Source organism: Streptomyces sp. NPDC058691, from assembly GCF_042714775.1.
In the GTDB taxonomy this organism is placed as follows: Bacteria; Actinomycetota; Actinomycetes; order Streptomycetales; family Streptomycetaceae; genus Actinacidiphila.
In genome coordinates this window covers 84,214-104,493 of the sequence record NZ_JBHXSO010000010.1, presented here as the reverse complement: position 1 = coordinate 104,493, position 20,280 = coordinate 84,214, and the positions used below count along the sequence as shown (strand labels likewise).

General features: G+C 73.5%; 21 protein-coding genes. 11 read left to right on the top strand and 10 right to left on the bottom strand.

Features of this window, described 5'->3' with window-relative positions; translation table 11 throughout:
* Positions 1-45: 45 nt before the first annotated feature.
* Complete coding sequence (locus tag ACFWVC_RS09890; protein WP_384281149.1) at positions 46-2,871, bottom strand: ATP-binding protein; 2,826 nt, start codon at positions 2,869-2,871, stop codon at positions 46-48.
* Positions 2,872-3,264: 393 nt separating this feature from the next.
* On the opposite strand from ACFWVC_RS09890, the gene ACFWVC_RS09885 reads away from it, so the two are divergent.
* The 3 genes from ACFWVC_RS09885 (at position 3,265) to ACFWVC_RS09875 (ending at position 5,387) form a co-directional block, all read left to right on the top strand.
* Positions 3,265-3,954 carry an alpha/beta fold hydrolase gene (locus tag ACFWVC_RS09885; RefSeq protein WP_384281145.1) on the top strand — a complete coding sequence of 230 codons (690 nt, stop codon included), beginning with the start codon at positions 3,265-3,267 and terminating at the stop codon, positions 3,952-3,954.
* 338 nt (positions 3,955-4,292) lie between these two features.
* Entirely contained in the window at positions 4,293-5,192 is a 900-nt protein-coding gene (otsB, locus tag ACFWVC_RS09880) for a trehalose-phosphatase (protein ID WP_384281139.1), read from the top strand.
* Between the two features lie 27 nt (positions 5,193-5,219).
* Positions 5,220-5,387, top strand: coding sequence for a hypothetical protein (locus ACFWVC_RS09875; RefSeq protein WP_384281132.1), 168 nt, complete (start codon positions 5,220-5,222; stop codon positions 5,385-5,387).
* Here the strand turns inward: ACFWVC_RS09875 and ACFWVC_RS09870 are convergent.
* The gene (locus ACFWVC_RS09870; RefSeq protein ID WP_384281391.1) at positions 5,373-6,044 is read right to left on the bottom strand and encodes a response regulator; all 672 of its coding nucleotides are present in this window, start codon (positions 6,042-6,044) and stop codon (positions 5,373-5,375) included. The two genes, ACFWVC_RS09875 and ACFWVC_RS09870, sit on opposite strands and share 15 nt — an antisense overlap.
* A gap of 52 nt (positions 6,045-6,096) precedes the next feature.
* On the bottom strand, positions 6,097-7,209 hold the full coding sequence (locus ACFWVC_RS09865) for a sensor histidine kinase (protein WP_384281126.1): 1,113 nt from the start codon (positions 7,207-7,209) through the stop codon (positions 6,097-6,099).
* 135 nt (positions 7,210-7,344) lie between these two features.
* On the opposite strand from ACFWVC_RS09865, the gene ACFWVC_RS09860 reads away from it, so the two are divergent.
* From ACFWVC_RS09860 to ACFWVC_RS09850, 3 genes are read left to right on the top strand one after another with little or no spacing between them, the layout of a single operon-like run.
* Positions 7,345-7,572 (top strand): hypothetical protein, encoded by a 228-nt coding sequence (locus tag ACFWVC_RS09860; RefSeq protein ID WP_384281123.1) that lies wholly within the window; start codon positions 7,345-7,347, stop codon positions 7,570-7,572.
* A gap of 35 nt (positions 7,573-7,607) precedes the next feature.
* The gene (locus ACFWVC_RS09855) at positions 7,608-8,864 is read left to right on the top strand and encodes an SLC13 family permease (protein ID WP_384281388.1); all 1,257 of its coding nucleotides are present in this window, start codon (positions 7,608-7,610) and stop codon (positions 8,862-8,864) included.
* Positions 8,865-8,882: 18 nt separating this feature from the next.
* The gene (locus tag ACFWVC_RS09850) at positions 8,883-9,392 is read left to right on the top strand and encodes a universal stress protein (protein WP_384281118.1); all 510 of its coding nucleotides are present in this window, start codon (positions 8,883-8,885) and stop codon (positions 9,390-9,392) included.
* Between the two features lie 440 nt (positions 9,393-9,832).
* Here ACFWVC_RS09850 and ACFWVC_RS09845 read toward each other — a convergent pair whose 3' ends face one another.
* Positions 9,833-10,090 (bottom strand): type II toxin-antitoxin system VapB family antitoxin, encoded by a 258-nt coding sequence (locus ACFWVC_RS09845; protein WP_384281111.1) that lies wholly within the window; start codon positions 10,088-10,090, stop codon positions 9,833-9,835.
* Between the two features lie 323 nt (positions 10,091-10,413).
* On the opposite strand from ACFWVC_RS09845, the gene ACFWVC_RS09840 reads away from it, so the two are divergent.
* A complete protein-coding gene (locus ACFWVC_RS09840; RefSeq protein WP_384281104.1) occupies positions 10,414-12,387 on the top strand; it encodes a LamG-like jellyroll fold domain-containing protein in 1,974 nt (657 codons plus the stop codon).
* Positions 12,388-12,459: 72 nt separating this feature from the next.
* On the opposite strand, the gene ACFWVC_RS09835 is transcribed toward ACFWVC_RS09840, so the two are convergent.
* Complete coding sequence (locus ACFWVC_RS09835; RefSeq protein WP_384281098.1) at positions 12,460-13,347, bottom strand: hypothetical protein; 888 nt, start codon at positions 13,345-13,347, stop codon at positions 12,460-12,462.
* A 312-nt stretch (positions 13,348-13,659) separates the two neighbouring features.
* On the opposite strand from ACFWVC_RS09835, the gene ACFWVC_RS09830 reads away from it, so the two are divergent.
* A complete protein-coding gene (locus tag ACFWVC_RS09830) occupies positions 13,660-14,358 on the top strand; it encodes a DUF2993 domain-containing protein (RefSeq protein ID WP_384281096.1) in 699 nt (232 codons plus the stop codon).
* 2 nt (positions 14,359-14,360) lie between these two features.
* On the opposite strand, the gene ACFWVC_RS09825 is transcribed toward ACFWVC_RS09830, so the two are convergent.
* Positions 14,361-14,552: a DUF397 domain-containing protein gene (locus ACFWVC_RS09825; protein ID WP_384281094.1), complete on the bottom strand. Its 192-nt coding sequence runs from the start codon at positions 14,550-14,552 to the stop codon at positions 14,361-14,363.
* Positions 14,549-15,367 (bottom strand): Scr1 family TA system antitoxin-like transcriptional regulator, encoded by an 819-nt coding sequence (locus ACFWVC_RS09820; protein WP_384281090.1) that lies wholly within the window; start codon positions 15,365-15,367, stop codon positions 14,549-14,551. Before ACFWVC_RS09820 ends, ACFWVC_RS09825 begins: the two co-directional genes overlap by 4 nt.
* 115 nt (positions 15,368-15,482) lie before the next feature.
* Here ACFWVC_RS09820 and ACFWVC_RS09815 point away from each other — a divergent pair, with 115 nt between their 5' ends.
* Complete coding sequence (locus ACFWVC_RS09815; RefSeq protein WP_384281087.1) at positions 15,483-15,875, top strand: ATP-binding protein; 393 nt, start codon at positions 15,483-15,485, stop codon at positions 15,873-15,875.
* A complete protein-coding gene (locus tag ACFWVC_RS09810; protein ID WP_384281083.1) occupies positions 15,872-16,288 on the top strand; it encodes a hypothetical protein in 417 nt (138 codons plus the stop codon). The genes ACFWVC_RS09815 and ACFWVC_RS09810 overlap by 4 nt, the downstream gene beginning before the upstream one ends.
* On the opposite strand, the gene ACFWVC_RS09805 is transcribed toward ACFWVC_RS09810, so the two are convergent.
* A complete protein-coding gene (locus tag ACFWVC_RS09805) occupies positions 16,267-17,187 on the bottom strand; it encodes a CU044_5270 family protein (protein ID WP_384281080.1) in 921 nt (306 codons plus the stop codon). The genes ACFWVC_RS09810 and ACFWVC_RS09805 overlap by 22 nt on opposite strands.
* Complete coding sequence (locus ACFWVC_RS09800; RefSeq protein ID WP_384281076.1) at positions 17,184-17,792, bottom strand: RNA polymerase sigma factor; 609 nt, start codon at positions 17,790-17,792, stop codon at positions 17,184-17,186. Before ACFWVC_RS09800 ends, ACFWVC_RS09805 begins: the two co-directional genes overlap by 4 nt.
* Before the next feature lie 186 nt (positions 17,793-17,978).
* Here ACFWVC_RS09800 and ACFWVC_RS09795 point away from each other — a divergent pair, with 186 nt between their 5' ends.
* Entirely contained in the window at positions 17,979-18,566 is a 588-nt protein-coding gene (locus ACFWVC_RS09795; protein ID WP_384281074.1) for a TetR/AcrR family transcriptional regulator, read from the top strand.
* A 19-nt stretch (positions 18,567-18,585) separates the two neighbouring features.
* Here the strand turns inward: ACFWVC_RS09795 and ACFWVC_RS09790 are convergent, their stop codons facing one another.
* Positions 18,586-20,046 (bottom strand): trehalose-6-phosphate synthase, encoded by a 1,461-nt coding sequence (locus tag ACFWVC_RS09790; RefSeq protein ID WP_384281070.1) that lies wholly within the window; start codon positions 20,044-20,046, stop codon positions 18,586-18,588.
* Positions 20,047-20,280: the final 234 nt, after the last annotated feature.

Here is a 20,280-nt window from a genome sequence, read left to right as displayed (position 1 = left end):
GGTTCGGCATGACGCCCCGCGAGGCCAGGCACGGTGCTCCCGCGATCACCGCGGACCGCCGAGGCCGGTGAGGGCGTCGCGCAGCCCGGCACGGGAGGTGACGTTCAGTTTGGGGAAGACGCCGCGCAGGTGCGCGGCGACCGTGCGCGGGGACAGGAAGAGCTGGGCGCCGATCTGCTTGTTGGTGAGCCCTGTGGCGGCGAGTTGGGCGATCTGCCGTTCCTGCGGGGTCAGCGGCGCGCCGTGGCCCTCGGCCGGGGTGACGGGGTCGGTCGGCAGGCCGCTGGCGCGCAGCTCGGCCGCCGCGCGTGCGCTCCAGGGAGCGGCTCCCAGGCGTTCGAAGGTGGCGAGGGCGGCGTTCAGATGAGGGCGTGCCGCGAGGCCGGTATTGGCCCTGCGCAGCCGTTCCCCGTAGGCCAGGCGGATCCGGGCCAGGTCGAAGGGCCAGCGTTCCGCGTCGGGTGTGGCGATGGCGCCCTCGAAGAGATCGCGGTCGACGAAGCGCGGGTCGGCCATCGCCGTCGCGGCGTCCGTGATCATGGCCAGGCGCGGCGAGACGGAGGGGATGCCCGCGTCCCGTACGGCCGCGAGGTGCGCGGCCGCTTCGCCATGGCGGCCGGTACGGGTCGCGGCCTCCGCGAAGTCCCAGATCAGCCAGAGCACATGGGGGTTGTGGGACGCCGGCCTCCCGGCCGGGCTGACCGCGCTCAGATGCTCGTGGGCGGTGCCGAAATCGGCACGGCCCAGCGCTGACAGCGCCCTGATGTGCGAGGAGTAGACGCGCAGCAGGCCCAGTCCGCGGGGGTTGCCCCAGGAGGCGAGGCGGTCCGCGATGCCGCGTGCCGTCGTGTCGTCGCCTCGTGCGGCGGCGAGCAGACCTTGGAGCAGACGGCCCGTACCGGCCTGGAGACGGTAGTTGTAGGTGCCGCACCACCCCAGGGCCTCCTCGGTGAGTTCGGTGATCTCGTCCCACTGGCCGGTGGCGTAGGCGTCGTTGGCCAGGAGGAAGGAGGCCTCGATGGCCGAGGTGATGGCTCCGCCGCCCCGCCCGTCCTCGACGACGCGCCGCAGGGGGCCGCGGCAGCCCGGCAGGCGGTCGACGTAGGCGGCGCAGATCGCCGTGCGGATGATGCGGGTCGGGTCGGTCTCCCGGTGGAGTCCGGCGATGAGCTCGTCGAGGCGGGGCAGTACCGGCAGCGACGCGTGGGCCGGGTCGCCGAAGGTGCCGCGCAGGACCGGCAGCAGGGGGTCGGGGGTGTGCGGCCGGAGTCCGGCCAGGACCGTGTCGAAGGAGTGCCATGCTTCCGGGCGCCCGCTGAAGAAGCACACCATGACCAGGAGGTGGAGCGCTTCGCGGAGCATGGTGTCGTCGGCCCGGTGATGGGGGGCGTGGTGGCCGATCGCACCGACCAGCAGCCGGCGGGCGGTGTCCGCGTCGCCTTCGCCGTTGAGGAGCTGACTGGCCGCGGCGGCGGCCGCCGCCAGTGACTCGCTGCCCAGTGGGTCCGCGGCGGCGGCGTGGTCGAGAAGGGCGCGAACGTTGCGCAGGTCCCCGGTGACATTGGCGCCCAGGCAGGCGGCCTCGGCCAGTCTCCGGCTCCTGGCCGCGCCCGTACCGCTGAGCTCCGAGGCGCGCAGGAGGTCGGTGATGGCGCCGACGGCGTCGCCGCGGCGCAGCGTGCGGTAGGCGACGTCGTGCAGGAGGACCGCCACCTGTTCGTCCGGCCCCACGGCGGCGTCGGCCAGGTGCCGGGCGCGTCGTTCGGACCCTTCGGGGAGTTCGCCGGCCAGCGCCCGGTGCGCCCAGCGGCGCTCGGCACTGGTCGACAGTTCCATCACCGCGGAGCGGGTCAGCGGGTGCCGGAAGACCAGGCGGCCGCTGTGGATGTCGACATGTACCAGTCCGGCCCGTTCGGCCGGGCTCAGCGCGGTGAGCGCGCCCGGTCCGTGGGCGATCCGCCGCAGGGCGTGCAGGTCGCCCGAGCCTTCCAGCACCGCCAGCAGCAGCAGTTGCCGTGTGGCGTCGGGCAGGCCGCCGACGCGCTCGGAGAAGATCATCCGGAGGCGTTCGGTCAACGGCAGGACAGCCGGCAGCGGCCGTCGGTCCGTCTGCTCCGCGCTGTTCAGCGTGACGGGCAGCTCCAGCAGCGCCAGCGGGTTTCCCCGGGCCTCGGCGAGGAGCCGGCGGCGGACCCTGGGCGCCATGGCCGGGAAGCGCTCGGCCACCAGCTCCGCCGCCGACCGGTCGTCGAGGGGCTGAACCTCGTGCACGGCCGTCCCGGCGGCGGGCAGATGGGACTCGTCCCGGGTGCGGGACGCGGCCAGCAGGGCGACCGACCCGGTGCTGATGTACCGGGCGACCGTGCCCAGGACCACCGCGCTGGGCCGGTCCAGCCATGCGGCGTCGTCGATGATCAGGGCCAGGGGGCCGCTCCTGGTGCTGACCCGGGACAGCAGCACGTGCACCGCGTTCGCGACGGCCAGCAGCTCGGCCGGTTTGCCCTCGGCCAGGCCCAGGATCGCCCGCAGCGCCTGCGCCTGCCGGGGATGCAGGGAGAGGATCTCGCCGGTCAGCGGCTGGAGGACCTGGTTGAGTCCAGCGAAGCTCACGCTCTGGTCGAACTGCGATCCGGCGACGCGCAGCACCCGGAAGCCGCGCTCCCTCCCCCGCCGCGCGGCGGCGTCGAGCAGCGCGCTCTTGCCCACCCCGGGAGCACCGGTGAGCATCAGCGCGGTACCTCGTGTGGCGGCCTGGGTGAAGAGCGCGTCGACCAGGGCCAGTTCTCCGGACCGCCCGACAAGACGGCCGGGGGCGGCCGTGAGTTCCGCCGCGCCGCCGAGGACATCGTGTGCCTGGGGGATCGAGGTCATGCGAGGCCCTTCGCTGCTCTCACCGTGACACCCGCGGGCGCAAAGCGCGTTCTGCCCGCGGGGCACGGTTCCGGTCCGGTGCGTCGCGTCCGCCGACGTGTCCGGCCCGCCGCCGCGGCGTACGCCACGCTGTTCACCATCGGTCACCGCGGCCGGGTCGTCTTTCGCCTGGGCGCACGGCGCTTGCCCGCAGGTGCAATCCGAAGCGGCGCGGTGCGGAGGGGTGGTCTCGGTCGGCGGCCATCGCCGTGAACGCCCAAGGCAATTGGAGGGCTCCTGTGCCCGGTGAGCTGCGGATCTAGGCCATCTGACCGAAGCAGTACGCGCGTACGGATCCATACGGTGGGCCGGTCCGAAAGACACGCAATCCCTTGATGGAGGGAAGGCACCGAAATGACAACGCACACTCCGATCCGGAACGTGGTTCTCGTGCACGGCGGATTCGTGGACGGATCCGGCTGGCAGGCCGTTCACGAGCGTCTGGTCGCGGCGGGATACCGCGTCAGCGTCGTGCAGAACCCGACCGATTCCCTCGCCGGTGACGTGGCGGCGACGCTGCGGGTCGTCGCTGAGCAGGACGGCCCGGTCGCCCTGGTGGGGCACTCCTACGGGGGTGTCGTGATCACCGAGGCCGGCCGTGACCCGAAGGTCTCCGCGCTCGTCTACATCGCGGCCTTCGCCCCGGACAAGGGCGAGTCGGTCAGCACGCTGATCGCCGACCCGCCGCCCGGCGCGCCCGTTCCGCCGATCCTTCCGCCCCAGGACGGCTACCTCTTCCTCGACCGGGAGCAGTTCCACGCCTCCTTCGCCGGCGATCTGCCCGAGGCGCAGGGCCGGTTCATGGCCGACTCGCAGGTCCCGTGGGGCCTGGAGGCCCTGGGCGGCGCCGTCGGCGAGGCCGCGTGGCGGACCAAGCCGAGCTGGTACCTGGTCGCCGCCGACGACCGCATGATCCCCCCGCCGGCCCAGCGCGCCATGGCCGAGCGTGCCGGCGCCACGGTCGCCGAGAGCCCGGGCAGCCACTCCGTCTACCTGTCGCAGCCCGACGCGGTGGCCGACCTCATCAAGCAGGCCACCGCCTAGTCCGGCGGCCCCCTCGTGGCGACCCGAGGCATGCCGCCGCGCCTTTCACTCCCGGCGCCGGCGGCATGCCGGCCCGCCCGGCCGCCCGTCCGGGGACCGCCGCAGGCGCGACGGCGCCGCACACGGCGACGGCGGCCGGTCCCGCGCGGCGGTTCGCCGGGGCGTCCGGCCGACGGTCCGGGGTGACGGGCGGGTGGGTGGGAGACCGCCCGCCGCAGGCGCGACGGCGCCGCACACGACGACGGCGGGCAGCCCCCGCCACACCGGAAGGCCCCCCTGGGAAGGCGATGCTTCCGTACGCCCGCCATGCCCCCCGCGCCGCTGGGTAGGGTCGGGGCATGACCCCCAGGGACCCCAGGGACGAACTGCCCGAGCCGACGACGCCCGAGGGCGGGGACGGCCTGACCGCGCTGCTGGCTGAGCCCCGCAGGGCCGTCGTGGCGCTGGACTTCGACGGAACGCTGGCACCGATCGTGCCGGACCCGGACAGCGCGCGGGCGCATCCGGAGGCGGCGCGGGTGCTGGCCCGCCTGGCGCCGCGCATCGGATCGGTGGTGGTCGTGACGGGCCGCCCCGCGGGGGTCGCCGTGCGCTACGGCGGCTTCGCCGGGGTGCCGGGCCTGGAGCACCTGGTGGTGCTCGGCCACTACGGCGCCGAGCGCTGGGACGCGCGCTCCGGCGAGGTGCGGGCGCCCGGCGCGCATCCGGGGGTGGACGCGCTGCGCGCGGAACTGCCCGGGGTGCTGGACGGGATCGGCGCGTGGCACGGCACGTGGGTGGAGGACAAGGGCCGTGCCGTGGCGGTGCACACGCGCCGCACGGAGGATCCGCAGGCCGCCTTCGAGGCGCTGCGCGGACCGTTGGAGGATCTGGCGGAGCGGCACGGACTGATCGTGGAGCCGGGCCGGATGGTGCTGGAGCTGCGTCCGCCGGGGATGGACAAGGGCGTGGCGCTGGGCGACTACCTGCGCGAGGTCGGGGCCGGCCCGGTGCTGTACGCGGGCGACGACCTGGGCGATCTGGCGGCGTTCGGCGCGGTGGAGAAGCGCCGCGCGGACGGCCTGCCGGGCGTGCTGGTGTGCAGCGGCAGCCCGGAGGTGGCGGAGCTGGCCGCCCGCGCGGATCTGGTGGTGGACGGTCCGGAGGGCGTGGTGCGTCTGCTGGACACCCTCGCGGCCGTACTCGAAGGGCTCGAAGAGCCCGGAGCTCAGGCGACCCAGGACCGCGTGAGCGACTGAACGGCCGAGCCGTCGAGGTCCGCGAGCTTGGCGCCGACGAAGGCGCGGGCGTTCGCGGACAGGTTCGACGCGGCCGACGCCACTCGCCGCGAGGCGCCGGCGGACGGGTTCGACGACCGCTTGGACGAGGCCGACATACAGGCACTCAACGCCATCTGGGCCGAGCTCAAGCGGAAGGCCTCAGACGCGGCCTGACCCCGCGCCGCCGGCGCCGCCTTCGGCGTCGTGCACGATCAGGGCGATCTGCACGCGGTTGTTGAGGCCGAGTTTGCTCAGGACGCGGGAGACGTGCGTCTTGACCGTGGGCACGCTCATGTGGAGCCCCGCCGCGATCTCCGCGTTCGACCTGCCCTCCCCGATGGCCAGGGCCACTTCGTGCTCCCGCTCGCCCAGCGAGGCGAGTTGGCGCCGGGCTCGCGCGCCCGCGCTCCGCTCCGCAGCCGCCCCGCCGGACACCTGCGCGATCAACTGCCGTGTCACGGCGGGCGACAGCACCGGTTCCCCGGCCGCCACCTTCCGTACCGCCTCGACGATCTCGCGCGGCGCGGTGTCCTTGAGCACGAAGCCCGCCGCCCCGGCGCGCAGCGCGCGCAGCACGTGTTCGTCGGTGTGGAACGTGGTCAGCACGATGACCTCCGGGGCCCCGGGCCGGGCCCGCAGTTCCTCCGTGGCGGCCAGGCCGTCCACCGAGGGCATCCGGATGTCCATCAGCACCACGTCGGGGGCGTGCGCCGCGACCAGCGCGGATACCTCCGCGCCGTCGCCGGCCTCGGCCACCACCTCGATGTCGGGGGCCCCGCCCAGCATCAGGCGCAGCCCGGCGCGGACGAGGGGGTCGTCGTCGACGAGCATCAGACGCAGCACGGTCACGCCGCCCACCGTAGCCAGTCCCCCGGTCCCCTGGTCACCCCGTCCACGGCAGCCAGGCACGGACCCGGAAACCGCCCCCGGCCACGCCGTGTTCGAGCCGGCCGCCGGTGAGGGCGGCGCGTTCGGTGAGACCGAGCAGTCCCTGCCCGGCGCCGGGGATGGCCGCGGGGCGCGGCACGCCGGGCGGTGCCGCGTCCGGCGCCGGGTTGCTGACCTCGACCGTCACCCCGCGTGCCGGGCCGCCGGTGAGGCGTACGGTCACCTCGGCGCCGGGTGCGTGCTTGCGGGCGTTGGTCAGCCCCTCCTGCACGATGCGGTACACGGTGCGCCCGGTGGCGGCCCCACCCTCCCCTGCCTCCCCCGCCTCGTAATCCGTCTCCAGCACGACCCGCATCCCCGCCTCCCGCGCCTCCGCCACCAGTCGGGGCACATCGGCGAGCGTCGCCTGCGGACGCGCGCCCGCGCCGCCCGCGGTGGTGCCGCCCGGCTCCCGCAGGACGCCGATGATCCCGCGCAGGTCCTCCAGCGCCTGGTGCGCGGCGTCGCGGATCACGCCGGCGGCCCGCTCGATCTCGGCGGGCGGCGCCCCCGGGTGGAACTCCAGCGCGCCCGCGTGAACGCTCAGCAGCGTCAGCCGGTGCGCCAGCACGTCGTGCATCTCGCGGGCGATCTCCTCGCGGGCCTGCCGCCGCCCCCGTTCGGCGTGGGAGGCGAGCAACTGCCGCCGGGAGCGCACGAACAGGCCCCAGCCGATCGCACCCGCCATGATCGCGAAGAAGGTGAGCGCCGAGCCGGTCTCCGGCAGGTCCGGGTCGGGCCCGTGGGCGAGGAACACCGGGAGCGGCGCGAAGGCGAGCGCCGCGATCCACGCCGTGGTCCGCAGCGGCCGGTACGCCGCCACCGTGAAGACGGCCACCGCCGTGGGCCCGCCCACCAGGTGCGCGAACCATCCGGTCACCAGCAGCGCCACCGCCAGGTGCACCGGCCACCGCCGCCGCAGGAACAGCGCGGCGCACGCGGCCGCGCTCACCGCCTGCTCCGCGACGCCGGTCCCGGCGCCCGTCCCGCCCGCGGACAGCACGGAGAAGGCCGCCGCGCCGAGGAAGACCGCGATGTCGGCGCCGATGCCCTTCGGTATGCGTCGCATGTCCCCGAATCTACGGACCGCGGGCGCCGCCACCACCACCCGCGTCGCAAGTCGGGACCTTCGGACGACAGGAGGGGGCCGATCGCCTACTTAGGACGACAGCCCGGCCGCGGCGCCGCTCCCTAGCCTGCGGGCATGAAGGCTCTTCGCGGGTTCATCGGCTTCATCGGTTTCATCCTGCTCTCCCAGGGCGTCGGCGGCATCGTCTACGAGCTCACCGGCGGCTGGTTCCGCGTGTGGGCGCTGACCCAGCGGATCGGTTTCCTGGACGGCTACCGGATCTACGTGTGTGTCGTGCTGGTCGCATTGGGCCTGGCGGTGTGCGTGGCGGCAGACTCGGTGGGCAAGGCGGAGAAGGAGTAGTCCGCCGGCAGTCCGCCCACCCCGAGGAGCATGTCCTGAGCACGTCGTACGCGGAGGCGCTGTCCGCCCTGCTGCTGGTGGTGGTGCTGGTCTGCGCCGTGGTGCGGCCCTGGGGGTGGCCGGAGGCGGTGGTCGCCGTCCCGGCGGCGGGGATCGTCATCGCGGCCGGGGCGATCTCCCTGGAGCACGCCGGGGAGGAGGCCGCCCGGCTGGGGCCGGTGATCGGCTTCCTGGCGGCCGTGCTGGTGCTGGCCCAACTCTGCGACGACGAGGGACTGTTCCGCTTCTGCGGGGCCTGGATGGCGCGGACGGCGGCAGGCCGTCCGCGCCGGCTGCTGGCCCAGGTCTTCGTCGTCGCCTCCGTGATCACGGCGGCGCTCAGCCTGGACGCGACCGTGGTGCTGCTCACGCCCGTGGTCTTCGCGACCGCCGCGCGGCTCGGGGCGCGGGCCAAGCCGCACGTCTACGCCTGCACGCACCTGTCGAACACGGCGTCGCTGCTGCTGCCCGTCTCCAACCTCACCAATCTGCTGGCCTTCGCCTCCAGCGGGCTGTCCTTCGCCCGCTTCGCCGCGCTCATGACGCTGCCGTGGCTGGTGGCGATCGGGGTGGAGTACGTGGTGCTGCGGCGCTTCTTCGCCGGGGATCTGGACGCGGGGGCCGCCACCCGGACGGCCGGGGACGCGCCCGAGGTGCCGCTGTTCGCCCTGGTGACGGTCGTCTGCACGCTCGCCGGCTTCGTCGCCACCTCCGCGTTCGGGCTGAACCCGGCGTGGGCGGCGCTGGCCGGCGCGCTGGCGCTCGCGGTGCGCGCGCTGGCGCGGCGCCGGACCACGGTCCGCGCGATCGGCCGGTCGGCGGCCGTGCCCTTCCTCGCGTTCGTGCTCGCGCTCGGCGTGGTGGTGCGCGCGGTCGTGGACAACGGACTCGCCTCGGTGCTCGCGCACGTCGTCCCCGACGGCACGGGCCTGCTCGCGCTGCTCGGGCTCGCGGCGCTGGCGGCGGTGCTGGCCAACGTCATCAACAACCTGCCCGCGGTGCTGGTGCTGCTGCCGCTGGCGGCGCCGGGCGGTCCGGGCGCGGTGCTCGCCGTCCTGCTCGGGGTGAACATCGGCCCCAACCTGACCTACGCCGGTTCGCTGGCCACCCTGTTGTGGCGGCGCATCGTGCACGCGCACGACGCGGCGGTGGACCTGCGGGAGTTCACGCTCCTCGGGCTGCTCGTCGTGCCCGCTGCGCTGGTGCTGTCGGTGGTGGCACTGTGGGTGTCACTGCCGGTCTTCGGAGGCTGAGTCGGAAGGGGGAACGCGGTGACCGTCGTCGTCTGGACCGTCGAGGGCACCTGGCCCGCGTGCGTGGACGCCGCCCGCGCCCACGCGCTGGAGGGCGCCGAGATCGTACTGCTCCACGTCAGCGGCCAGGACGTGCCGGACGCCGCCCACGGCGCGTTCGCGGGTCTGCTGGGCCGCGGGCACGGATCGGGACACGGCCACGGTTGGGGCCGGGACCCGGGGACGCGGATGGAGGAGCAGGCCGCCATCTCGGGCCGGGAGTTGCTGGCGGCGGCGGCCGACCGGCTGGGCCGGCCGTGCGTCCGGCGCGAGTTGACCGGCCGGGTCGAGCGGGAGGTGGTGGCCGCGGTGGAGGGCGCCGACCTGCTCGTCCTCGCCCGTGACGGCGACCGGAGCCACCTCGGCCCGCACAGCCTGGGCCCCGCGGCGCGCTTCGTCGTGGACCACGCCCCCTGCCCGGTCCTCCTGGTCTGGCCCGAACCGGCCCCCGACCTCACCACGATCCCGCCTCCGCCGCCGCATCCCTAGGGTGATGCCGCACGGTCCGGCCGGTGCCCCACCCTGGCTAGGACTCGTCCAGGCGATCAGGTGCTGCCGGGCGTTGTGCCCGTTGGCCCGGGTGCCTCTTCTCTGTCAGCGAGCGAGCCTTGCGCCGCCGGTGGCTTTTCGGCAGCCTCCCACCCGGCCCTCGCTTGCCGGTGACCTGCGCCTGGCTCCGTTGACGTGCGGGAACATCGCTGTCAGCCGGTGGCACGACACTTGGGCCCTGCCCCCGCAACCGCCGCCGAATCGCGCCGGCCTTCCGGCCTGTCCGGTCGTTCGCCGGGGTGCCGACGCTTGCGTCCACGAAGAGGTCGAGTATCGGCTGTATCACCCAGTTCCAGATCGGATCTCCCATACGCCCTCCAGCAGCTTCGAAGTCCGCGATGCACCATAAACCGGGCGTCGGCGCGATCTCCCACCCGCGATCAGTCGGGCCGCGAACCGCGCCTCTCGTCGCGGGTGCGTCCGGCATCGGCCCGGTCCGGGTCGTCCGTGCCGGTGACGGGGCCGGTCAGGCCGGGCAGCCCGCCTTGGGCCGGCCACTCCAGGAATGACGCGCGCTTCCGGCGCTTGATCGCGTCAGCCAAGGCCGCGTGTACGGTGGCGGCCTTCGTCGTCGTGCCGAAGATCTCGGCCGCCTCCGCGAGCATCCGGTCATCGACGTCGATGACGGTGCGGGCCAACTGCGCCTCCAGGTGTGTTCGAGATCAGGCGTCCTCGAACGCTACCGGGCCTCCCGGGGGCAGCGGTCCGAGCCCCGCGGGCGGCCCGCGCGCCGTTGCCCGGGCCGCGCGGATATTCCCGGCCGGCGGCGGCCGGGGGGTATCGACTTCTCGTGGCTACTCTGCGCTCATCGAGCGATTGACTTCCGGCCGCTAATTGACGTGCGTCATAAACCTTGGCAAGACACTCGATCGGCGTTTGTCATCTGGCGTATGCCCAGCTAGGGCCCCTTCTGAGTAGCGTCGATGGCGTTTGAAACCATCCAACCGGGAAGGGCCCCCATATGTGCACTCATGGTGACAATCCGTCACAGGAGCCGGCCGGGCACAATCGGAGAGGTTTTCTGCGGAACGCGGCGCTGGCCGGCGCGGGAGCGGCGGCCGTAAGTGTCGGCGGGGCCGCGCTCGGCGCGGCGCCCGCGTTCGCCACGGGCTCCGGGGACGCCGCGGACGCCGCCAGGCACGGCGGCAAGAGCGGTACGTGGAACCCGGACCCGACCTCGCTCCAGTTCACCCTCGCGGTCATGCCGGACACCCAGTTCCTCTACTGGGGCAGCCAGGACAGCGTGAACCGGACTCCGCAGGAGGAGTCGTTCCGCTACATCATCAACAACAGCGGGAACCCCGACAACAACATCGTGTTCATGGCGCACCTCGGCGACATGACGCAGGACGCCGACCCGTCGTCGTTCGAGCAGGTCGACAAGGCGTTCGCGGTGCTGGACCAGCACGGCGCCGCGTACAGCGTGCTCGCCGGCAACCACGACGTCTCGGGCGACGACACCCGCGGTGACACGCCGTACCTGCAGACCATGGGCCCGCAGCGGTTCCGGCACTCGAAGACGTTCGCCGGGGCGGACGAGACCGGCTACAACACCGCGCACATCTTCCAGGCCGCCGGCCGCTCGTGGCTGCTGCTGGCCCTGGACTGGCGGACCACCGACCAGGGTTACGCGTGGGCCAACAAGGTCATCAAGGCCCACCCGAAGATGCCGGTGATCGTCACGTCGCACGACATCGTCGCCTCGCCCTACGATGACAACGTTTTCCCTTACGAGTCCGGCGACCCCGAGAACAACGCCGTGATCGTGGGCAACGGTCAGGCGATGTGGGACAAGCTGATCAATGAGAACGACCAGGTCTTCATGACCCTCAACGGCCACTACTGGCCGCCCGGGCGCATGACCCAGAAGAACGCCGCCGGCAACGACGTGCACATGCACATCACGAACTACCAGAACCGGTACTTCGGCGGTGGCGGCATGATCCGCCTGTACCACTTCGACCTGGTCCGCAACACGATCGACGTCGAGACGATCAACCCGTGGATCCTGGCCCAGGAGCCGGAGTCCCGCAACGAGCTGGCGGCCGAGATCGCCCAGGTCACCGGCCCGGTCGACAATTTCTCGATGCCGATCGACTTCGACGAGCGGTTCGCGAGCTTCGCCCCGATCGCGGTCCGGCCGGCCCGCCCGGCGAGCCGGGAGCTGGTCAAGGGCACGCAGGCGTACTGGCGTTTCGACGGGCAGGGCGCGCCCGGCACCGCGCTCACCGCGGGCCAGACGATCCGCGACCTGTCCGGCAAGGGCAACGACCTGACGGTGGTGACCCTGCCCGGCACCGCCGCCGACGCGCTGACCTGGTCCGCCGACCACCACCCCGACCAGCCCGCGCACGCCAGCCTGAAGTTCGCCGGCGGCCGGAACCCGGTCCACGGCACTTACCTGACCACCGGGCCGAAGGCTCCGCTGAACACCGAGACGTTCAGGAGCGGCTACACGATCGAGTCGTTCGTCATGATGCCGCTCGACTGGGACTCCGGCAGGAACGGCAACGCGTCGTTCCTCAGCCGCCGGGGTGCGGCCGGCGCCGCGGGCAAGCACGGCAAGAACACCGACCCGAACGAGCCCCTGGCCCAGTTCAACATCACGAACAACGGCCGCGAGCCGCAGTTCAACCACTACCCGCAGAACACCACCTACCCGACGACCAACTGGGGTCACGGCCTGGTGGAGCTCAAGTGGTGGCACCTGGCCGTCGTCAACGACGGCCGCTACACCCGGCTCTACGTCGACGGCGCCCCCGTCGTCGACAACCCGAACCGGATCTCGCAGGGCCTCACCTCGCTCGGCCTGCCGTGGCTGGTGGGCGCCCACGAGTACGCGGGCGCCATCGACGTCGTCTTCCACGGCAACGTCGGTGACATCCGCATAGTGAACCGTCCGCTGTCCCACGACGAGTTCCTGACCGCCAAGTAGGGCGGCCGATCCCGTCTCCCGCCTCCGGCCCATCCGCCGGAGGCGGGAGACCGCCCGGCGTCCGCGCCGTGCTCAGGCCCGCACGGCCGGCCGGGCGACCGCCAGCGCGGCCCGTACCCGTTCCGCGCCGCACGGCGCGGGCACGGGAACGGCCACAGGCACAGCCACAGCCACAGGCACGGCCCCCGTGCACGGCGTGCACACCCCGGTGGCCTGCCCGCGCGGCAACGGGTCGCCGCAGCCCGCGCATTCGGGCAGCGGCGCGGCGGGGGCCGCCGGATCGGCGCAGGTGCGGGGCGGGGGGAGCTTGTCGCGCAGGCGGCGGGCGATGAAGCCGGCGGGGGAGTGCACGGCGGCCGGCAGCCCGGCGGTGACGGCGGTGCGCAGTTCGAGTTCGCTCGCGCCGTTCGCCAGCCAGCGCGCTGCCAGCGGCGCCAGTTTGGCCGCCTCGGCGACGCCCAGGGCGAGCCTGGCCTCCATCCGGCCGACCCGGTGCAGCACGGCCGCCGCGCGGGCGACCAGCGGCGCGGCGGGGTGGGGGGTGTTCACCTCTTCGGTGTTCTTCCCCTTGGGTGATGTGCCGACGGCCCGTACGGCCGGTGCGCCGACCGTCGGCATCCGGTCGCCCGGCGGCGCGAAGGCCGCCTCGACTTCCTCCGGAGTCCGCAACGCGACGTTGGAGACCAGCACTTGGGTCGTCCAGCGCCCCGTGCGCGGGCACTGGCTGCGCCGCGTGTGGACGTAGCCCTCGGCCTCCAGTTGCTGCCGGGCACGGCGCAGGGCGATACGCCCCTCGGGCATCTTCTCGCCGATGGTCTGCAGGGTCTCCCGCGATTCCTCGGGCAGGGAGAGCGCCCATTGCAGCAGTCGTACGGCCGTTCCGTTCAGCCGCGGATGGCGGATGAGGTCGTTCGGCGTCTGGGAGAAGAAACGGGCCGGCGGGATAGCATGGCGCATCATTTACGGGGCTCCAGTTAAGCCTCGGAGGTGTAGGCCCCCGGCCGGTGTTGGCGCACCACTGGGGGCCGCTTCATGCGGTAGGCACGAAGCGTGATCGGGCGGTTACTCTACCGCCACCGCGACGGCCTTCGCGACGAACGCCCGCCACCGCCCGGCCGTGAGCACGAGCGCGGGCCCCGGCGGGGTCCCGGGAACCCGGTCGATCTAGGCTGATGCCGAATTCCGCGACAGGTGCCTGCCTGATCACATCGCACGCACCTCGTCGACGGCGGCATCGCAACGCATGGGGGGATCGGCGTGGGACGTCGATGGGTGAGGGTTCTGGTCGTCACGGTCGTTGCGCTGGCCGTGCTGTTCGTGACCGCCGACCGGGTGGCCGTGCACTTCGCGGACAAGGAGGCTCTCCAGCTCGCGAAGGAGAAGTACGGCTACGCGAACACCACGGACGGCCATATGAGCGTGGCGATCCAGGGCTTTCCGTTCGTGACGCAGGCGATCGGCGGCGACTTCCGCCATGTCACGCTGGACGCCGAGCACTTCTACATCGACACCGCGGACAACAGGCGGGGCGGCTATCTGTACGTCGCCCGGCTCCGCATCGACCTGCGCGGCGTGAGCGTGACCTCACTGACGGCGCGCAGCGCCGAGGCCAATCTCGCCACCGGCACGCTGACCCTCTCCTACAAGGACCTGTCCGGCGTGGTGACTCGGCTGGCGAGGGGCGGCGGCCCCGTGCAGGTCTCGCAGGCCCCGGGATCGGAGGGTCAGGCGGCACGCCTCCGGGTCTCGGGAACGGTCGGCGGGGCACCCCTGACCAGCACGGGAACGCTCCTCGCGCAGGGCTCGGAGCTGACGCTGACCGTTCCCGGTGCGCCAGGCGCCGGCTGCGAGTGGAAGATGAGTCTCCCGGTGGGCCTCGGCTTCACCGCGGCGCGCGCCACCGCCGACGGCATCGAGATCAGCCTGGTCGGTCATCAAGTGATTCTCGGCTCATCCCGCTTCGACGCCTGAAGTCACTCCACCGGTACGGCGGTCGCGTACGCGACGAACGCCGACCACTGCTCGGCCGGGAACGCGAGCGCGGGCCCCGCGGGGTCCTTGGAGTCCCGGACATGGACGGCGGCCGGGCCGACGGCGACCTCGACGCACGCCCCGCCCTCACTGCCGCTGTAGCTGCTCTTGAACCATGCGAGTTCGGCGGTCATAGCTCCCCTGCAATCTGCTCGATCACCTTCGCGGAGTCCCCGACGCTGAGGGCCTGCGACCGGATCATCGCATAGCGCTGGTGGAGTTTGCTGACCTCATTTCGCTCGCTCATCAGCACGCTGCGGCCCTGGACTTCGAGGTAGGCGAGCAGCCGCAGATCGGGGGTCTCCAGCAGATGCATGGGCCCGTCGAAACCGGCGTGCGTCTCGTGCGCGAGCGGCATGACCTGGACGGTGACGTTCCGCAGCGCGCCCGCCTCCAGCAGCCGTTCCAGCTGGCGGCGGTTGACCTCCCGCCCGCCCACCGGGCGGCGCAGCACCCACTCCTCGATGACGAAGGCGAGCTGCGGCGCCGGGGCCCGGGTCAGCAGCGACTGCCGGGCCAGCCGGGCCCGCACCCGGCGCTCGACCTCCTCCGCCTCCAGGGTCGGGCAGTGGGCGCCGAGCACCACACGGGCGTAGTCCTCGGTCTGGAGCAGGCCGTTGATGACATGTGTGTCGTACGTGTAGAGGCAGACCGCCGTGCGCTCAAGCTCCGCGTACTCCTCGAACCACGAGGGGAACTCGCCGCGCTCCAGATGCCGCGCCGCGGCCCGCAGCACCCCGCCCGTGTCGCCGAGCAGCGCCTCCGCGCTCTCCACGAACGCCGGCGGCGGCATCCGCTCGCCCCGCTCGACCTTGATCACCAGGGACTTCGAGTACCCGACGTGCGCGGCCAGTTCGTCCGTCGTCAGCCCCCGCGCCTCCCGCAGCGACCGCGCGACCGAGCCGAACATCCGCATGCTGGCCGAGCCCCCGCCCTTCGTCGCCGACACGCCACCACCTCCCCGATACACAGCGCGTACACACCGGCCCGGCCGCCCCGACACAGCTGATCCGGGGTCAGGTCGTCCCTGGTCAGGCTAGCCACGGCACGGAACCGTTGACTCCATGACGCAGGAATCCCCACCCGGAACGGCGATGCGCGTCGTCGCCGAGCCCGCCCGTATCGCCGCCGTGCGAACCGCCGTACGCGAACAGCTCCGCGCCTGGGGCCGCGAGGACCTCGCGCACGCCGCCGCGCTGTGCGTCACCGAGATACTCGCCAACGTGCACCGCCACGCGGGCTCCCCCGAGTGCGAACTGACCCTGCACGACCTCGCCGACGAGGGAGTGCGGGCCACGGTCAGCGACCGCTCGCACCGGCTGCCCGTGCCCGCGCCGCTGCCGCTCGACTGGTCCGCCGAACGCGGGCGCGGCATGCACCTGATCGCGACGGCCGCCCACCGCTGGGGCGCGCGCCCGACCCCCACCGGCAAGCAGGTCTGGGTGGTGCTGCGGTGAGGCCCGCCACCTGGGCCTGGCTCGACGACACCGCCTTCGGGCCGGTGGCCTTCCTGCTGCTGGCGCATCCGCGCGGGCACGGCGCGGCCGGGCTCGCCGCCCTGCTCGGCCTGACCGAGCCCGGGCGGCGGCTGCCTGAGCTGGGCGAGCGCGTCACCGTGGCCGCTCCCGGCCGGGCGATCGTGCACGGCGACGGGGGCGGGTGCCTGCTCGAAGTGGCCGTGGGGGAGCGGTGGTCCGCCTTCGTGGCGGACGGCGGCCCGGTCGCGCTCGTCGTCGGACTGGAACCGCTGGCCCGCCGCGCCCCGCTCGCGGAAGTGGAGGGCTATCTCGTCACCGGCGCGCTGACCGCCCGCATCCGGCTGGGGATCAGCCGGCGGCGGGCGGCCGGTCAGCCGCGCACCGGGGGCTGACCGGCGCGGTCGGCGATCCCCACCTCGATCACCGCCGTCCTGGTCGTCCCCAGAAAGGCGAGGGTGGACGGGTCGAAGACCCACGTCGTCCCCTGCCGTGCACCCGGGAACGTCAGGCCCACCCCGAGGCGGCCCGCGCCGTCCGCGGCGCGGTCCACGACGGACATGCCGGGCAGCCGTGAAGCGGCCAGGTACAGCGCGGAGTTCAGATCGGGGACGAGGAGGGACTCGGGGAGCATCGCGCCGATCGACTCGAAGACCGCCTCCTCGTGCGTCGGCCCCTGGCCCGCGGTTCGCGCGTACAGCGTGCGCAGCAGCACACCCGGATCGGTGGGCAGGGCCGTCAGCTCGCGGTAGGTGGTGCCGTTCGGATCGGCGTCCAGGGTCATGTCGATGTGGCCGGTGGCGCCGCCGCCCGCGGAGATCGCACGGATGCGGGCCAGGCCTTTTCGGCTGCCGTCCACGGCCTGCCAGTCCTCGCGCTGGGCGAGGTCGTCGGCGCCCAGCGGCAGGAAGTCGGCGAAGTACCTCTTGGCGCCCCGGACCTGGGTGTAGATGTACTGGTCGTCGCGGACCGCGGCCGCCGGCCTGGAGTCCGCCGCCCGCGCGATCCGGGTCAGCAGCGCCTCGGCCCGGTGCTCCTGGGCGGCGGTGACGGCCGGGCCGCGCTCGAGGACCCCGCTCGCGCCGGCGCCGGCCAGCACGGCGAGCGCCGCCGCCGCGGGGATGCCCACGCCCAGCGCCCTGCGCCGCATGCGGGAGCGCGGCGGCTGGGGTTCGTGGGCCTCCCGGGTGATCTCGCGGAGCAGGTGGTCCTTGAGCATCCGCTCGCGGGCGGGCGGCAGGACCGGGTCACCCGGCGGCGGCAGCGGTCCGGCCGGTTCGGCGTGCTCGTTCATCGGGCCTCCCTCCCGGCGCCGTCGACGGCGGTGACGGTGGCGGCCGCGGCCGCCCGGCCCCGCGCCAGCTCGCACTCCGTCAGCTTCCGCAGCCGCGCCCGGGCCCGGGACAGCCGGGAGCGGACCGTGCCGACCGTGACGTCCAGGGCCTCGGCGGCCGCGGCGGAGTCCAGCCCCGCCCACACGCACAGCGCGAACACCTCGCGCTCCGGCCGGCGCAGTTGCTCCAGCGCCCGGCGGGCGGCACCGAGCTGCTCCGCGTCCGCGAGCCGGTCCGCCAGTTCGTCCGCGAAGTCCGGCACCGCGTCGCGCAGGGGCAGTCGCGCCAGCGCCCCCTGGTGGCGCCGGGCGGCGCGCGCCGTGTTGCGCATCACATTCGTCGCGATGCCCAGCAGCCAGGGCTGCAGGCTGCCGCCGTCCACGCGCACGCGCTCCCGGGTCCGCCAGGCCTCCAGGAACGTGAGCGACACGATGTCCTCGGCCGTCGCCCAGTTGCCCAGCACGCGCACGGCGTGGCGGTAGACCACGCCCGCGTGGTCGTCGAAGAGCCGGCCGAACGCGGCCGGATCCCCGGCCCGCACCCGGGCTCGCAGTGAAAGCTCCACGTCAATTCCTGTCCGGCCGCCGCCCCGCGTCGCGGTGACGTGTGTCACATGGAAGAACGCAACGCCGGCCCCAGTCTCTCAATGCCCGCCCGGCCGGTTCGCGGGACCGTTCGGTTCGCGCCGGACCTGCACACCTGGTAAACCGATCTGTTTCCTGCTCTCGGCCTCCCGCGTTACATTGGCCGCATGACGATCGACACCAAGGCACCGGACGCCGTCCGCGAGCGCGTGCTCGCCGCCGCGTGCGACCTGTTCACCACCAGGGGCATCAACACCACGGGAGTGGACCTGGTGTCGGAGTCGGCCGGGGTGTCCAAGCGCAGCCTCTACCAGCGCTTCCCCAGCAAGGACCACCTGATCGCGGCCTATCTGCCGCTGGCCACCGACCGCTTCATGGCGGGGCTGATCCCGCCGGAGGACAGCGGCCTGTCACCGGCCGAAAAGATGATCGAGGTCTTCGCCGCGGCCCGGCGCGCCTCGGGCGAACCCGGCTTCCGCGGCTGCCCGGTGCTCAACGCCGCGGCCGAGATCCCCGACACCGCGCATCCCATGCGCGGTGTGGCTCTCTCCTACAAGGAGCGCCTGCAGGAGTACTTCACCGAGCAGGCCCGCGCCGCCGGCGCCGCGGAACCCGCTCTGCTCGCCGAGCAGTTGGCCATGTTCTTCGACGGGGCCATGTCCTACGCCTCGGTGCGCAACGAGCCCCTGCCCGACACCGTGACCACGACGGTCCGCACCCTGCTGGCGGCCCAGTCGGTCGTACTGCCCGACTGACCCGGACCGACCCGACCGATCAGTCCAGGGCGCGGAGCTGGTCCAGGAACCACTGGTGCGGCGGCAGCGCGGTGGCCGCCGCCGCCAGCCGCTTGGTGGCCTCGGCGCGCTCCCCGTGGGAGACCGAGAGGGCCTGGTGCAGCGCGCGGGCGGTGGCCAGGATGTCGTAGGGGTTGACCACGAAGGCGTCGTCGCCCAGCTCCTCGTAGGCGCCCGCCTCGCGGGACAGCACCAGGGCGACGCCGTCGTCGGTGACGACCGGGATCTCCTTGGCCACCAGGTTCATACCGTCGCGGATCGGGTTGACCAGGGCCACGTCGGCCAGCCGGTACGCGGCGAGCGAGCGTGCGAAGTCGTCCTTGACGTGCAGGATCACCGGCTCCCAGCCCGGGGTGCCGAACTCCTCGTTGATCTCCTCCGCCAGGTCGGAGACCTCGTCGGTGTACTCGCGGTAGATCGCCAGGTCGGTGCGCGAGGGGTAGGCGAACGCGACGTGCACCACGCGGCCCTGCCACTCGGGCCGGTCGCGCAGCAGCTGCGCGTACGACAGCAGGCCGCGCACGATGTTCTTCGACAGCTCGGTGCGGTCGACCCGGACGATGACCTTGCGGTCCGGGCCGCCGACGGCCTCCCGGAGCACCGCCAGGCGCTCCTCCACGTCCGGGCGGTGCGCCCGCTCCCGCAGGAAGTCCGCGTCGGCGCCGAGCCCGTGCACCCCGATCCGGGTGGTGCGGCCCTGGTACGTCACCGTCAGCACGCCGTCGTCCCGGCTGACCGTCGCGCCGAGCACGTCGGAGCAGCACGCGGCGAACGCCTCCGCCCAGCGCCGGGTCAGGAACGCCGCACGGTCCGCGCCCAGGACGCCGGTCAGCACCTCGGCCGCCACGTCGTCCGGCAGCAGCCGGAAGTACTCCGGCGGCGCCCACGGCGTGTGCGAGAAGTGGCCGATCCGCAGGTCGGGGCGGCGCGAGCGGAGCAGCTGCGGCACCAGCGTCAGGTGGTAGTCCTGCACCAGGACGGCCGCGCCCTCCCCGGCCTCCTCCGCCAGCGCGTCCGCGAAGGCGCTGTTGTACGCCACGTACGCGGCCCACTGCTCGCGGAAGTCCTCGTCGAAGACGGGCTCCAGCGGCGTCTGGAAGAGCAGGTGGTGCACGAACCACAGCACGGAGTTCGCGATCCCGTTGTAGGCGGACGCGAACGTGTCCGCCGGGATGTCCAGCATGCGTACCCGCTGGTCACCGGTGTCCTCCGCGGCCAGCCGCCCGCTCCGCTCCGGGGTCCGCAGCACGGCCGCGCGATCGCCCTCGCCGAGCGCTGCGCACACCCACACGGCGTCCGTGTCCGGCCCGATCGCGCTCAGCCCCGACACGAGACCGCCGCCCCCGCGGCGGGACTCCAGCGTCCCGTCCTCCCTGAGGCTGTACGAGACGGGCCCGCGATTCGACGCCACCAGAACCCGCGCGCCATCCGATGCGACCATGCGGCCAGCCTAGCCACGCATCCCCACCCGCAAACGTGTGCGCTACGCCACCCGAGCGTTCCGGTGCCGCCGCGTGCCCCATGAGGGCCGCGGCGAACCGCGCGCGTCGCGGTGCCGCCGTGCCCGGCGCGACAGCGTGCCTCGTAAGGGGCGCGGGGAACTTAGCGATCAGCCACGACGTACCCGCGCGGGGCAGCCGGCCGCAGCCCAACAGGGGCGCGGGGAACTGCGCGA